Origin of the sequence: Nocardiopsis sp. NPDC058789, assembly GCF_042745575.1 — a bacterium.
GTDB classification, from domain to species: domain Bacteria; phylum Actinomycetota; class Actinomycetes; order Streptosporangiales; family Streptosporangiaceae; genus Nocardiopsis; species Nocardiopsis eucommiae.
Genome location: NZ_JBHYOW010000013.1, coordinates 198,128 through 212,233 on the forward strand (window position 1 = coordinate 198,128; position 14,106 = coordinate 212,233).

Annotated in this window: 14 protein-coding genes, 1 tRNA gene and 1 CRISPR repeat array (1 of these 16 running past the window's edge); of the genes, 11 read left to right on the forward strand and 4 right to left on the reverse strand. The window is 69.8% G+C overall.

Annotated features, from left to right (window positions below):
* A CRISPR array of direct repeats spans positions 1-652; the repeat unit is 30 nt; unit sequence GTTGCTACCCCTCGTAGGGGCGATGAGGAC; it begins 162 nt to the left of the window's first position.
* Positions 653-1,086: 434 nt separating this feature from the next.
* Positions 1,087-1,878 carry a DUF2637 domain-containing protein gene (locus tag ACFW3L_RS20470; RefSeq protein ID WP_378742842.1) on the reverse strand — a complete coding sequence of 264 codons (792 nt, stop codon included), beginning with the start codon at positions 1,876-1,878 and terminating at the stop codon, positions 1,087-1,089.
* Between the two features lie 172 nt (positions 1,879-2,050).
* On the opposite strand from ACFW3L_RS20470, the gene ACFW3L_RS20475 reads away from it, so the two are divergent.
* The 8 genes from ACFW3L_RS20475 (at position 2,051) to ACFW3L_RS20510 (ending at position 9,349) form a co-directional block, all read left to right on the forward strand.
* A tRNA-Val gene (locus ACFW3L_RS20475) sits at positions 2,051-2,137 on the forward strand.
* 544 nt (positions 2,138-2,681) lie between these two features.
* Positions 2,682-3,485, forward strand: coding sequence for an IclR family transcriptional regulator (locus tag ACFW3L_RS20480; protein WP_378742806.1), 804 nt, complete (start codon positions 2,682-2,684; stop codon positions 3,483-3,485).
* Between the two features lie 188 nt (positions 3,486-3,673).
* The gene (locus ACFW3L_RS20485) at positions 3,674-4,543 is read left to right on the forward strand and encodes a hypothetical protein (protein ID WP_378742808.1); all 870 of its coding nucleotides are present in this window, start codon (positions 3,674-3,676) and stop codon (positions 4,541-4,543) included.
* Between the two features lie 83 nt (positions 4,544-4,626).
* The gene (locus ACFW3L_RS20490) at positions 4,627-5,625 is read left to right on the forward strand and encodes an ABC transporter substrate-binding protein (protein WP_378742810.1); all 999 of its coding nucleotides are present in this window, start codon (positions 4,627-4,629) and stop codon (positions 5,623-5,625) included.
* Positions 5,622-6,467: an ABC transporter permease gene (locus ACFW3L_RS20495; protein WP_378742812.1), complete on the forward strand. Its 846-nt coding sequence runs from the start codon at positions 5,622-5,624 to the stop codon at positions 6,465-6,467. Before ACFW3L_RS20490 ends, ACFW3L_RS20495 begins: the two co-directional genes overlap by 4 nt.
* On the forward strand, positions 6,464-7,195 hold the full coding sequence (locus ACFW3L_RS20500; RefSeq protein WP_378742814.1) for an ABC transporter ATP-binding protein: 732 nt from the start codon (positions 6,464-6,466) through the stop codon (positions 7,193-7,195). Before ACFW3L_RS20495 ends, ACFW3L_RS20500 begins: the two co-directional genes overlap by 4 nt.
* Positions 7,196-7,258: 63 nt before the next feature.
* Positions 7,259-8,158 carry an ABC transporter substrate-binding protein gene (locus ACFW3L_RS20505; protein ID WP_378742816.1) on the forward strand — a complete coding sequence of 300 codons (900 nt, stop codon included), beginning with the start codon at positions 7,259-7,261 and terminating at the stop codon, positions 8,156-8,158.
* Between the two features lie 63 nt (positions 8,159-8,221).
* Positions 8,222-9,349 carry an MFS transporter gene (locus ACFW3L_RS20510; protein ID WP_378742818.1) on the forward strand — a complete coding sequence of 376 codons (1,128 nt, stop codon included), beginning with the start codon at positions 8,222-8,224 and terminating at the stop codon, positions 9,347-9,349.
* Positions 9,350-9,514: 165 nt separating this feature from the next.
* On the opposite strand, the gene ACFW3L_RS20515 is transcribed toward ACFW3L_RS20510, so the two are convergent.
* The 3 genes from ACFW3L_RS20515 to ACFW3L_RS20525 are packed head-to-tail and all read right to left on the reverse strand — an operon-like array spanning position 9,515 to position 10,689.
* Positions 9,515-9,694, reverse strand: coding sequence for a DUF397 domain-containing protein (locus ACFW3L_RS20515; protein WP_378742820.1), 180 nt, complete (start codon positions 9,692-9,694; stop codon positions 9,515-9,517).
* Positions 9,687-10,007 (reverse strand): Scr1 family TA system antitoxin-like transcriptional regulator, encoded by a 321-nt coding sequence (locus ACFW3L_RS20520; protein ID WP_378742822.1) that lies wholly within the window; start codon positions 10,005-10,007, stop codon positions 9,687-9,689. The genes ACFW3L_RS20515 and ACFW3L_RS20520 overlap by 8 nt, the downstream gene beginning before the upstream one ends.
* Entirely contained in the window at positions 9,937-10,689 is a 753-nt protein-coding gene (locus tag ACFW3L_RS20525) for an IclR family transcriptional regulator (protein ID WP_378742824.1), read from the reverse strand. Before ACFW3L_RS20525 ends, ACFW3L_RS20520 begins: the two co-directional genes overlap by 71 nt.
* Positions 10,690-10,903: 214 nt before the next feature.
* Here ACFW3L_RS20525 and ACFW3L_RS20530 point away from each other — a divergent pair, with 214 nt between their 5' ends.
* The 3 genes from ACFW3L_RS20530 (at position 10,904) to ACFW3L_RS20540 (ending at position 13,963) form a co-directional block, all read left to right on the forward strand.
* Entirely contained in the window at positions 10,904-12,256 is a 1,353-nt protein-coding gene (locus ACFW3L_RS20530; RefSeq protein WP_378742826.1) for an NAD(P)-binding domain-containing protein, read from the forward strand.
* A gap of 103 nt (positions 12,257-12,359) precedes the next feature.
* Positions 12,360-13,706 carry a TRAP transporter large permease subunit gene (locus tag ACFW3L_RS20535; protein WP_378742828.1) on the forward strand — a complete coding sequence of 449 codons (1,347 nt, stop codon included), beginning with the start codon at positions 12,360-12,362 and terminating at the stop codon, positions 13,704-13,706.
* Positions 13,703-13,963, forward strand: coding sequence for a hypothetical protein (locus tag ACFW3L_RS20540; RefSeq protein WP_378742830.1), 261 nt, complete (start codon positions 13,703-13,705; stop codon positions 13,961-13,963). The genes ACFW3L_RS20535 and ACFW3L_RS20540 overlap by 4 nt, the downstream gene beginning before the upstream one ends.
* Positions 13,964-14,106: the final 143 nt, after the last annotated feature.

Sequence of the window (14,106 nt, forward strand, 5' to 3'; positions counted from 1 at the left end):
ACAAGTTCACCGACCTGATCAAGGAAGTCCAGTTGTTGCTACCCCTCGTAGGGGCGATGAGGACCTCGTTGGTGCGTCCGGCGTCTTCCAGGTAGGCCTGTTGCTACCCCTCGTAGGGGCGATGAGGACGTGGGGTGCGCTGCGTAAGCGGGAAGCCGCAGCGGGTTGCTACCCCTCGTAGGGGCGATGAGGACCCCCGCTTGACCTGCCGGTCAACCCGCTCCGTGCGAGGTTGCTACCCCTCGTAGGGGCGATGAGGACAAGTTCGTGGCGTTCGCTGACGTCCGGGAGCTGATGTTGCTACCCCTCGTAGGGGCGATGAGGACGTCCTCCAGGACGCGGCCCGACACCACCGGCTGACGTTGCTACCCCTCGTAGGGGCGATGAGGACTCCTCACCCCTGCTCGCTGCCCCAGCTACTGCCGTGTTGCTACCCCTCGTAGGGGCGATGAGGACCCGGTGCCCGCGTCACGGACCCGCATGGAAGAGATTGTTGCTACCCCTCGTAGGGGCGATGAGGACCGCCAGCGCCGACCGCGGCACAAATGAACGGGTCTGGTTGCTACCCCTCGTAGGGGCGATGAGGACTCCTGGCCCACCGCCAGGCCCACGGCTGGGACCCGTTGCTACCCCTCGTAGGGGCGATGAGGACCCGACGGTAAAGCCGCAGGTCGAAGGTCTACAGCGAAGACTCTGGAGTCGCATTTTTCAGCGACCCTCAGGTAACGCAACAGAGCCCGGCGTGGCGCTGAAAAACCTTCGTCCTCGATCACACTGGCCATCCAACACCATCACACTGACACCCACTAGTCGTGCCCTCGATCTTCCTTTCCGTAGCAAGAATCTCTTGCCCCTCCATCCCCCTTCACTGCGAGTCCGGAGACGAACCAGCCGCTGGCGAGGGCCATGGTCTGCGGGTGACGCTAAGCGACACAGAACGGCGTCCGAATTCGGGTGGTGGAGGGCGCAACGACACGAACGGGCACAGTCTGATACGGGACCTTCGTGCTTCGCATCCGACGGCTCTGGATTACATCAGGAGGTTCCAGAAACCGAGATCCTCGAATCACCCATTAATGAGCCACCTCATCGCACCGCTTCACGTACCGAATCCGGTGGAGTCCTGGTACGTAGGTGCGCGCGACGCTCGTCGGGCGCAGCGGACGCGCCTGCAGGCACCTCGTTGCGCAGCCGCAGCCCGCGCTCCTTGACCAGTCGACCCCAGCGTTCCTTCCGACCAAAGCGGTCAGCGATCTGCGCACCGGTCGGCAGCGCCCCCAGCACGCCTTCTCGGTCCAACGCCCATCGCCAGGCCCGAGCTTGAAACGGCGTCAACGACTCCATTCGCCCAGCCTTGGGGTGGTCACTACTCCGAAGGACATCTAGCCGGGTCGGCTGTCGCGATACGGACTCGGCTTCGATCTTCTCCTCAGACTTGGTCGCTCCAGTCGGTACTGGTGTCTGCTCAGCGGCTGCGGACGCAGTGCGCACGCGCTGCGCGGTGGTGCGGAACTCTCGCATGAGCAGCTCGTACGCACCGATCAACGCAAACGATGGCCAGGCGTGAATGATCCTCGACCACATCGTGGGATCTGCGACAGCGACGTTCGCTGCCAGAGAAGCGGCTGAGCCGATGATCAGCAGACTCCAGGGCAGGAAACCCCCCTTGCGGCCGTGGCGAGCGTCGCTGAGGAGCGTCATGCTCGCGCCCACGATCATGCCGTCGACAGAGAGCGGGAACAGAGCTGCCCTCCACGGGGGTTCGCCGTGGCGCAGGGCGAGTTCGTACATGTGGGAGTAGGACACCACCGCGGCGATGCCCGCGAGCAGAAGCACGGTGGCGATGGTCACTGCTCGTGACCAACGGGAGGACTCCATCACGATCACTTCTTTCGTGTGACCGAGAGACCTTCGCGGTGGTTGAGCCGCCGGGGTTGGGAGGTGGGAGACCACTGTCTCCCACCTCCCGCTGGGAGATTCTTGGGAGACGCGAACGTCCCCCAACGGCTCCCAACCGCCTTGAAGGTCTCTCAACGGAACCCTCTGAACTGGGTGAATACTTGTTTATGCAGGTCACTGCGACGCCGAAACTACCTCGACACGGTAGGGGTCACAGGTTCGAGTCCTGTATCGCCCACATCACGCGAAAGCGGGTTCCCACGGGAACCCGCTTTCGTCGTTTCCACGGTGGCGCCCTCCCGAGCAGCCGAATCCCGTAGGCCCTGCGAGGGTGGCCGCCCCCGATGAAGCGGTTCGCCTGCGTGGTCAGGACCTTCTCCCATCCGCGTGCGTCGCGGGACAGGCCGGTCCGGGCGATGATCCCGGGGTGGGCCCCGTTGACGGTGATGCCGGTGTCCACCGCGCCAGGCTGTAGACGAACATCGTGTTCATGTTCTTGGTGCGCGCGAAGGCGCACGAGCAGGCCGCGAGCGGCGCCGGAAAGGTCGTGGTCACCCTGGTCTGACCACGGGTCAACGCCGCAGGAGCCACGGATGACGCACAGGGCACGTTGCGAGCGGGGCGGCTCACCGGGTGAACCCGCGGTCGCTGATCCGACCATGAGGTCGCGCGGCATCCACGCCCGGCCCTCGTTCGCTCTGATCCCGGCCCACGTCTCCTCGCGCGTAGTGTGAGAGCGCGAGGAGCCACTGAGGACCGGACGGACAGGCGAGGGTGGGCCCATGAGCATTCACATCGAGGAGACGGCCACGGTGTCGGAGACCCCGCGCACGGGCGAGGTGCGCTCGGTGGCCCGCGCCGGGCTGCTCCTCAACGCGGTGGTCGACGCACCCCAGGGCCTCAGCCTCACGGAACTCGCGGGCGCGACCGAGCTGAACATCAGCACCGTGCACCGCCTGCTGCGCACCCTGTGCTCCGAAGGCCTGCTGTGCCGGGACGCGGTCAGCGAGAGGTTCCTTCCAGGTCCGGTCCTGATGCGCCTCGCCCGCCGCTCGCTGTCCTCGGCCGGGCTGCCCGAGGCCGCCGACGCGTTGCGCGCGCTGGTGGACGCCACCGGGGAGACCTCCAGCCTCGGAGTCCGCCGCGCCGAGGAGATGGTCGTCCTGCTCACGACCCCCTCCAGCGAACCGTTCCGCTACAACGGCCAGCCCGGGCTGCGTCAGCCCCTGGGGACCTCGGCCATGGGCCTCGCGGTCCTGGCCTTCGGGCCCCGGCCCCTGGAGGACGTGGCCCGGGAGTGGGGGGACCGCCTCCCCGGTCACGCTGACGCGTCCTCCGTGCTGTACGGCGAACTCCTGACCACGCAGTTCCGGGGGTTCGCGGTGGTCGACGACCCCGGCGCCACGGGGCTCAGGGCCGTCGCCGCCCCGGTCATGACCGACGGACGCGTCCGGACCGCGGTCGAGGTCCAGGGGCCGACGGCCCGGCTGGAGGGGGAACGCCTGGAGCACGCGGCCGCCGCGCTCCGGGAGGCCGCCCTCCAGCTCCAGGACCTGCCCGTATCGCTCGCCCTCATCGAGGGCTGAGACCCACTCCACACCCGGCCCCGCGCTGTCAGCGCGGGGCCTTTCCGTTGCGAAAACCCCTACTGAACAGCGGTTTTCTTTCAGTGGAAGCTGATTCCACCAGTTGAAAACAGCCGTTGACAGCCGTGACGCGCGACCTATACCGTCATTTTCGACCAGTTAAGTAGAGATTCCTCCTGGAGGGCCCCGTGGGTACCGACGGCACGCTGGTGATCTCCCCCAACCATCCGGTGTTCGACCTCCCGGAGATCGTCGCGCTCGAACACGGGCTGTTCTCGCGACGGGGCCTCGAGGTGCGCTTCGCCGAGGCCGACGAGACGACCTACGACCCCTCCGAGCGCGATCCGATCGCGCGGCGCAAGGAAGCCCTGTACGAGACGGAGGGGGCCGACGTCTACAACCTGTGCGAGTGGGGCGGGATCGACCGGCTGGAGCGCGGTCGCCGCGCCGGACGGATCGACTACCTCCGGCCCGCGGTCGTCGCGCAGGCTCTGGTGAGCTTCGACCCCCTGCTGAACGAACCGCACGACCTCGGCGGGGTGCCGGTCGCCGTGAACGAGTTCACCGGTTCGCACTACACCGCGCTGCACCTGCTGGGCAACACCCTCGCCCGTCAGGAGGTCGTCGTGCGGCACGTGGGGGCACCGCACCTGCGGCTGCGTGCGCTGCGTTCCGGGCGGGCCCGGGCCGCCATGCTCATGGAGCCCTTCCTCAGCGTCGCGCTGAAGGAGGGGGCGCACCTGCTCGGCAGCTACTTCTACCGGGGCTCGCAGGTGGTCGCCCCCCACCTGGGCCAAGAGCACCGAGACGCCTACATCCTGGCCGTGAACCAGGCCGTCGACCTGATTCGTGAACGCCCGTGGCGCGAGTCGGCGCACCACATCGTCCGCGAGGTCGAGGGCGACCTCACCCCAGAGGAACTCGGTCGCTCGCACGTGCGCTACACGCACGCCCAGCCGTTCGCGGCGAAGCGCTTCCACGAGAGCTACGCCTGGATGAAGTCCTGGGGCCTGACCGAGGGCCGCAACGACTACGGCTCACTGCTCGGCACGGGCTAGCCCACCTCACCGGCCCGCCCTCTCCGTCCGCCCCGCACCCCGCGCACCGCACCCGCCCCACACCCCGTCCGTTGGAGACCGTCATGCCCCACCTGAACCGCCGGTCGCTGCTCCGCGCCGGCCTCCTGTCCGCCGCCGCCATAGGAACCGTCCCACTCCTCGGGGCCTGCGGTGCCTCGTCCTCCGGTGCGGCCAAGGTCCAGGACTCGGAGGAGGGCACCGCGAGCGCCGTCCTGCGCCCGATCGCCGAGCGCTTCGGCCTGGACGAGGGACTCGACCTGGAGTACATCTCCGGGACCGGCCCCGGTGACGTCCAGAACAAGCTCCTGTCCGGGGCCCTGGACGTGTCCAGCTTCGGACCCGTCGGCGCGGCGGTCTCAGCCGGAGCCGGGGCGGACGTGGTGTTGTTCAGCTCCGGCCTGAACAACCACGTGCGATGGCTGGTCGCCGAGAACAGCCCCTACCAGACCCCCGCGGACCTGCGCGGCAAGGCCGTCGCCACACCGCCCAACAACAGCGACGCCTACCGCTCCACCCAGCTGGCCAGCGCCGTGAACGGCATCGACTTCGAGGCCGAGTACTCGATCCACCAGGGCGCCGTGCTCAACGGCCTGGCGCTGTTCGAGCGAGGCGACGTCGAGGCGATCATCACCATCGAGCCGAACGCCACCCGCCTGGTCGGCCGCGGGGCCCGACAGATCGCCACCGTCGACGACCTGTGGCGCGAGGGCAGCGGCCAGTCCGAACCCCTCGTGCTCAACGCCCAGGGCGCCCTGCGGTCCTGGGTCGAGGAGAACGGCGAGACCGCCTCGGCCCTCCACCGAATGCGCCACGAGGTGCACCAGCACATCCATGACGAGCCAGAGCTGCTGGCCGAGCTGCACGAGTTCTACGGCATCGGCGACGACGAGCCGGACGCCATCGCCCTGCTGCCCGAGCGCATGGTCGGCGTCTATCCGCTGGAGTGGGGGAACGTCACCTTCGACAACTTCCAGGCCCAACTGGACAAGGCGGTGGAGCTGGGAATCATCAGTGCCCTGCCCGAGCAGGACATCTTCCTCGACCTCGGAGCCGACCGATGAGCCTGCGCACCCGGGCACCCGCGCCCGAGACCGCCACACCCGAGACGGGGCACGCCGGGCTTCCCCTGGCCCGCGGGGCGTCGTTCCGGTGGCGGGGACCGGCTGCGGTCGCCTCCTTCCTGGTGCTGCTCGTCGGCGGTTGGCACGGCATGGCCCTGGCGATGGACAGCGTCCTCGTGCCCGGGGTGGACCAGATCGGCGCCGAGGTCCTGCGCCTGGTCTCCGACCCCGGGTTCTACACCGACCTGGGGGTGACCTTCCAGCGGGTCGCCCTCGGCTTCGCCCTGGCCTTCGCCGTCGCCGTGTTCGTCGGGATCGCCATGGGCCGATCCCCCTTGGCCAGGCGCTTCTTCGAGCCGGCGGTCCTGATCGGGCTGACCGTCCCCGGCCTGGTCTGGGCCCTGCTGTGCGTGATCTGGTTCGGCGTCGCACTCATCAACCCGGTCATGGCGGTCGCCCTCTCCTCGGCCCCCGCGCTGACCCTGAGCATCTACCAGGGGACGCGGGCCACCGACGCCCAGCTCCTGGAGATGGCGCACGTCTACCGCTTCTCCACCCGCGACCGGCTGCGGTACCTGTGGCTGCCCTCCCTCGCCCCGGCACTGTTCGGCGGGGCCAGGCTGGGGCTGTCGCTGGCCTGGAAGGTGATCGTCCTCGTGGAGATCTTCGGGATGTCCAGCGGGGTGGGAGCCGCCATCAACGGCGAGTTCGCCGCCCAGAACGTGGCCGGGGTCCTGGCCTGGACGGTGCTGTTCGCCGTCGTGATGGCCGTGCTGGAGTACGGCCTCCTCCAGGGGTTGGAGAACCGGGCCGGACGGTGGCGGAAGGTGGCAGCGGTATGAGCACGGCAGTGGAGCTACGGCGCGTCGGAAAGTCGTTCACCAGCACGAGGGACCGGCGGACCGAGCACGTCTTCGAGAACTTCTCCCTGACGGTCGAACCCGGTGAGCTGGTCGCCCTCGTGGGTGCCTCGGGTACCGGGAAGTCCACCCTCCTGCACATGGTCGCCGGGCTGGAACGGCCGGACACCGGTGAGGTCGCGGGCGCCGGGGTCGACGGCGCGCGGCGACGCCTCGGGATGGTGTTCCAGCAGCCGCGGCTGCTGGACTGGCTCTCCGTCCGCGCCAACGTCGAGATCGCCCTGCGGTCGGCCGGGCTCGACCCCGCGCTGGCCGACGCGGCGCTGCGGGACGTGGGGCTGGCCGAGTACGCCGACAAGTACCCGTCGGTCCTCTCCGGCGGCCAGCGCCAGCGCGTCGCCGTGGCCCGCGCCTTCGCCATCGACCCCGCCGTCGTCCTCCTGGACGAGCCCTTCAGCGCCCTGGACGAACTGACCGGCCGCAGGCTGCGACTCCTCCTCCAGGACCTGTGGACACGCCAGAGCAGGGTCGGCCTCCTGGTCACCCACAGCCCCGCCGAGGCGGTCCTGCTCGCGGACCGCGTGCTGGTCCTGGCCGGACGTCCGGCCAGGGTCGTGCGCGAGTACCGGGTGGGCCTGCCCCGCCCCCGCGCCCCCGAGGATCCCGAACTCTTCGACCTCCAGCGACGCGTGGTCGCCGACCTCCTCTGAACCCGTCGCCACCACGGTGACTCCCGCACCCCGCACACCCGAACACGAAGAAAGGACACCGTCATGGCCAAGCAGATCACCATGGAACTGCTCTCCCTCGTCTTCTCGCTCCCCCAGCTCGTCGCCAAGGACGAGGGCTACTACGAGGACGAGGGGGTGGAGGTCTCCTTCGTCCCCAAGGGCTACGCCGACGCGGGTCTGTCCTACCTCGACGACCACGAGCTCGTGAGCTCGTTCGGCACCAGCAAGTCCAATTTCGAGAGCGGCGAGGCCAACCTCTACCGCGCCTGCGAATGGGGCCAGATCCGCAGGGCGGACGACACCGCCGTGGGCGGGCGCGTGGTGAGCAAGCGCGCGGCCGTCGGCAGCCAGGCGATCCTGGTCCACCCCGACTCCCCCGACGTGCACCCGTCCGACCTGGCCGGGAAGACCGTGGCGGTCAACTTCCACCACGGCTCGCACTACCTGGCCCTGCAGAGCCTGGAGGGCTTCCTGCCCCGCGAGGAGATCAAGGTCGTGCACGCGGGGGGTCCGCAGCAGCGCTTCGAGGCGCTGCGTGACGGCCGTGTGGACGCGGCGGCCCTGATGGAGCCCTGGATCACCGTCGCGGAGAAGCAGGGGTACAGGCTCCTGTCGGAGGCGTTCTACATCGGCTCGGAGATCGCCAGCCCGGACGTGGACGCCGAGACCTACGAGGCGGTCAACCGTGCCGTGGTCCGGGCGGTGCACAAGCTGAACGAGGACCCCCGCCCCTACCTGCACCACCTCATCGGCGAGGTGCCGCCGGAGATCCAGGAGCTCACCCCGGAGGACTTCCCGCTGGGCCGCCTGCGCTTCGTGGAGCCCGCCCCGTACCCGCAGGACCAGTTCCAGCGCACCTACGACTGGATGCGCGGCTGGGGTCTGATCAAGGACGACTCGGCCTTCGACAGCCTGGTGAAGAACTTCGACATCAAGGTCTGACCACCACTCCCCCCGGGCGCCCCGGCCTCCGCCGGGGCGCCCTTCGCAGGAAGGCCCGCCACGTTGAGTCGGACCCGCGTTTGGCCGCTGTACGTGGGAGGGGCGCTCGGCCCCTACGGCAGCACCATGGTCACACCGATCCTCCAGGAAGTCGCCGAGGGCCTCGACTCCACACCGGAGATCGCCGCGAGCGCGGTGACCGCCTACATGATCCCGTTCGCCGCGCTCATGCTGGTGTCGGGGACCCTCGCCGAGCGGTGGGGGCGGCGCCGCACGGTGCGCGTCTCCCTGGTCGTGTTCGTGCTGGCCTGTGGCCTGTGCGCGCTCGCCCCCACCATGGAACTCTTCCTGGCCGCCCGTGTGCTCCAGGGTGCGACCAACGCGTTCACCACCCCGCTCCTGGTCGCCTCGATCACCGACTCGGTGCCCCGTGCCAGGCTCGGGCGGGCCATGGGGTGGTTCGCGGCCTGGCAGGCGGCCGGTCAGGCCTTCAGCCCCCTGATCAGCGGAGTGTCCGGTGCCGTGGACTGGCGCCTGGCGTTCGTCGCACCGGCCCTGTGCGCCGTGCTCCTGGCGCTGCTGCCCCCGGACGAGGCGGTCTCGGAGCGGCGCGCCTCCGGCCGGGCGAGCTGGCGGTCCCTGGCCAACAGCCAGTTGGCGCTCGCCTGCGCGCTGGCGTTCCTGTGCTACCTGGCAGCCGTCGGCCTGACGGTGCTCTCCGTCCTGCGCGCGGAGGACGCCTTCGGTCTGGGTCCCCTGGAACGGGGCCTGGTCGCCTCCGCCTTCGGGATCGCCGGTCTTCTGATGGCGGACACCGCCGGGCGCGTCCTGGACAGGATCGGACCGCTCGCCCTCGGGCTGATCGCGAACACGGTACTGGCGTTCGGTCTGGTTACGGCGGCCCTGGGTCCGTCGGTGGTCGCCATGGTGCTCGGGGTCGTCGCCGTCGGGGCGGCCGTCACGGCGATGCGCGCGACCGTGAACTCCATGGCGGCCACCAGCACCGCCGAGAACCGCGCGGGAGCCTCCTCGCTCGCGCTGTCCTTCCAGTTCTTCGGCGGAGCCCTCGCCGTGGCGGTGTGGGTTCCCCTGTACGTCCTGGCTCCGGGGGCGGGTTTCGCGGCCACGGCGCTGGCTCCCGTGATCGCGATCCTGCTGCTGGCGGCGGTACGACGGCGGATCCGGAGCTGACTCTGGGGATGGGTGGTGGGAGACGGGTCGTCACCCACCACCCGCCGCTGCTTCCCACCGCCGCGAAGGCCCTCAATGCATCCTTCGCGTGAGGAGGGTGGAGGACACGACAGGACCCGCTACCCCGAGAGGGGCAGCGAGCCCGCAGGTCGATGGGTCAGTCTGTCAGCGGTCGGTATCGGCCGAGGAGGCCACCAGCGCCGCCCATTCCGAGGCGGAAAAGGTCATGTGCCCCGCGTCGGGGTGGACGCTGTCCCGAACATCCATCGCCGCCGAACGCTCGCGGACCTGGACACACTGGCCACCGTTCTGCGAGTAGCTCGACGTACGCCACTCGTTACTCATCACTGATCTCCTTCAGTCTCCGAAGGGTGTCGTCTACGGGGAGCGCGCTGCCGAGGGCGTTGCGTGCGAGTTCCCGCAACCGTTGAACACCAGGGGATTCGTTGACCACGATAGTCCCGTCGGTGTGCTCGGACGCGGCCACCCGTGAACCGTCCCGAAGCTTGTCGATCTGGAACGGCGACGTCACGCCCGCCAGGATGCTCTCCCTCGGGACCATGTGCACACGGACCGACCGCACCGGGTCAGACGCGGGCGCCGATGGCCCCCGCTCCCCGTGACAGCTCGGGCAACCAGGTGAGCAGCTTCTCCGCACTGGTGACGTCGGTCGTCGTCACCAGGTTGATCGCCCCGACGAGTTCCTTGTCGGCGTCGTACACCGGCACGCTCAGGCTCAGCGCACCGAGTTCCCGCTCGGACTCCGCGAGGTAGTAGCCGTCCTCGCGCACGCCCCGGATGTCCTCCATCAGGGCCCGCTCCCCCTGGATCCGCCCCGAGGCCAGTGGGACCTCCGGGTAGCGGCGAACGTAGTCCTCGATCTCCGCGTCCGGCCAGCCCGCCAGCAACACCTTCCCGCCACCGACGTTGAGCGACACGCGGCGCCCGATCGGGAACTGGTAGCGGAGCGGGTCCGCTCCGCTGACACGGGCGATGAGGATGCGCTCGTCCCCCGAGCGGACGAACACGGATGAGGTCAGCCGGGTGGTCGCGGAGAGCTCGGTGAGCACCGGCGTCGCGATCGTGCTCACTCGGTCGTTGACCACGAAGCCGTGCGCCAGCCCCAGCACCACCGGACCGAGCGAGTACCCCAGACGCCCCTGTTGGACGTAGCCACGCCGCACCAGCTGGTTCACCGTCCGCTGGGTGGTGGCCAGGTGCAGGTCGGCCTCCCGCGCGATGTCACTCAGCCGCAACGGACCGCGCGCGCGTTCCAGGCATTCGAGCACGTCCAGCGCACGGTCGAGCGTGCGTCCCTGGTTTCCGCCTCCGGCGCCCATGCTCGCCTCGCCACTCCTTCGCTCGTGTTCTTCGGAGAACTTCCCGGCCCCGGTCGGAGGCCTCGGGGCCCGCCGGACACGGCGATCCAGCTCGCTGCCGCCCCCTCCAAGGTAGCGGAGAGGTTTCCGGGAGGTTGACAGCCGAGAGAGCCGCAGGTCACACTCACTATCAATCAACAAGAGAAACTATCACCCAATGATAGCTGGTGCAAAGATGAAGGTAGCCGTTCTGGGACTGGGCGAGGCGGGCGCGATCTTCGCGGAGGCCTACGCCGCCGCTGGTTGGCAGGCCGTCGGCTTCGATCCCGCGAGCACGGTGCGGACCCCCGAGGGCGTCGATCGGGCCCCCTCGACGGCGGAGGCGGTGGCCGGAGCGGACGTGGTCCTGAGCCTCGTGACGGCCGCGCACGCGGTCTCCGTCGCCCGCGAAGCCGCGTCCGCGTTGCGACCCGACACCGTCTACATCGATCTCAACGCCGCCTCTCCGCAGGTCAAGACGGATGTGGCACGTACTGTCGATGGTGCGGCCCGCGTGGTCGACGGGGCCCTCATCGGCTCGGTCGTCAAGTTCGGGCCGAAGGTCGAGATCCTCCTCGCGGGGCCCTCGGCGGAGGAGGCCGCCCAGATGCTCCGGGTCGTGGGCGCGAACGCCGAGCCGATCGGCCCGGCCGTGGGCGCCGCGTCGGGGCGCAAGCTGCTGCGCAGCGTGTTCATGAAGGGGCTGGGTGCGCTGATCACCGAGGCCATGGACGCCGGGAGCGCGGCGGGTGAGGAGGAGTGGATGCGTGAGCAGGTGGCCGCCGCCCTCACGGACGGTGACGCCGCGCTGGAGCGGCTGGACCACGGCACGCGGCTGCACGCCGTGCGGCGCTCCCAGGAGTTGGACGCCAGCATCGCCCTGCTGGACGAACTCCGCGTGGAAGCCCCCGTCAGCAAGGGCGCGGCCGACCGTCACCGGCATCTGGCGCGCGTGAGCGAACACCCCGACGAACGGCTGATCGACGCCTACGCGACGATCCCCACCGCCGCGATCGGGGACGCGCGGGACCGGCTCGGCTTCCTGTCCTCCCGGATCAGGCCGGTCTGGGCCGGGGCCCGTCTGTCGGGACGCGCCCTGACGGTGCAGACGCGGCCCGGTGATAACCGCGCGTTGCACCAGGCACTGACCGTCGCGCGCCCCGGTGACGTCATGGTCGTGGACGGAGGGGGCGACGACTCCCGTGCGCTGCTCGGTGAGCTCATCGCCGAACGCGCCATCAACAAGGGAGTGCGCGGAATGGTGATCGACGGCGCGGTCCGTGACGCCGACGAACTGCGCGAACTCGGCTTCCCCGTCTGGTCCGCCGCGATCTCCCCCGCGGGCCCCTACAAGGACGGACCCGGCCACGTCGGTCGCACCATCGCGGTGGGCGGCGCGGTCTGTGCTCCAGGGGACATCGTGGTGGCCGACGGAGACGGCGTCTTCGTCGTGCCCCGCCTGGAGGCCGAACGAACCCTCGTCGCCGCCCGGCTCGTCCTGACCGACGAGGCCGAGCGCCGCGCGGCCATCCGGAGGGAACGCGCGTGACGCTCCCCTCCCCCACCAGCCCCCTCCCCACCAGGTCGCTCCCCCGGGGCGACACCCCGCCCGTCCACGGGCACCAGTACTCCCCTCCACCGAAAGTCGACCCATGCCGATCGCGCTACTAGCCCTCGCGGCGTTCATCGCCGTGATCATCGTGTGGAACGTCGTGTTCAAGCGGAACATGGGCGAGGCCATGCTGCTCGGACTCGTGGTCACCGCCCTGTTCGCCGGGACGCGTGCCCCCGAGTACCTCCTGGGAGGGCTGACCGACGCCCTCACCCACGACGTGCTCTTCGCGGCCCTGGCCTTCGTGTTCATGGCCTACCTCATCGACGTGACGGGCCTGATCCAGAAGATCCTGGCCATCCTCAACTCCGCGTTCGGGCGCGTCCGAGGCGGTCCCGCGTTCATCGACACGGCCGGATCCGCCGTCTTCGGGGCCCTGTCCGGGTCCAACTCCGCGAACACCGCCTCCAGCGGGTCCTTCACCGGCCCCTGGATGGTGCGCACCGGGTGGTCCCCCACGCGCGCGGCCACCGTGCTCGCGGGCAACGGCGGGATGGGCGCGGCCCTGCCGCCCAGTGCCTCGATGGTCATCATGATCGGGTTCGCCGGGGGGATGGTCACCACCGGCCAGGTGTACCTGGGTCTCCTGATCGCCGGGCTGTACCAGATCCTGTTGCGCATCGGCCTGGTCACGTACTTCGTCCGCCGTGACGGGATCCCCAAGGTGGACGAGCACGACCTGGTGCCGATGCGTACGTCGCTGCGTCAGGGCGCCGGCGCGCTGACGATCTTCCTCGGCGCCCTCATCCCCATCGTCCTCACCGTGGGCCCCCTGGCGACCTACCTGACCGAGTCCACGCCCCTGGGCGACGCGGTCGGCGACATCTCACTGCTCACCTGGATCCCCATCCTCATCATCGGCTTCTCGCTGATCGCCGGACGGGACCGTCTCCCACGAACGGTGCGCGACTGGTCGCGCCTGCTGGACGGTGCCCTGCCGAGGTTCGCGACGATCGGGGCCCTGCTGTTCTTCGCGATCGCGGCGAGTGAGATCCTGGGGCGCCTGGGCCTGGCGGAGGACGTCAACGTCATCCTGGAGTCCCTGCCCGTCGGTTCCGCCGTGATGGTGGTCGTCGTCGGCCTGGTGGTCACCCTGGTCGCCGGTCCGCTCTCGTCCACGGCCACCCTGACGGCGGTCGGTCAGATCTCCTTGCTCGCGCTGGTGGGCGTGGGGGTCGACCCGCTCCTCGCGATCATCGCGATCCTGGTGTTCGCCTCCACCGAGGGGGCCTCCCCTCCCGCCTCCGGCTCGATCTTCGTCGCGGCGAGCCTGACCGGGGCACGGCCGGAGAGCACCTTCCTGCCACTCATCGTCTACTACATGATCCCGATCTTCCTGATCGGCTGTCTGATCGGTTGGGGCGTCCTTCCGATCCTGGGGGTATGACCGTGCTCGCACTCAAGCCCAGAACCTTCGGCGTGGTCCGCGCGCTGTTCAAGATCGGTCTCGTCTGCTGTCTGGCGCTGGGAGCTCTCCTGGTCCTGGGGCAGATGGCCGGAGTCCTCGTCCAGCGTCCGGAGTGGGTGACCGGCGCCTCCGACCTGCTGTTCGTGCCGAGCGTGGGCGCGGCGGCGGCCTTCGGTGTCCTCGGCTTCATCGGCAACTACCTCACGCCGCAGGAGCCCGAACCCGAGGAGGACTGAGGGGCCCGGTACGGCGGGGGGGGGGGCCCCCCCCCCCCCCCCCCCCCCCCCCGGGGCGCCCCCCCCCCCCCCCCACCCCCCCCCCCCAAACCGGACAACCCCACAACCCCGCGGGGCGGGGGGGGGGGGCGGGGTTGGCCTCC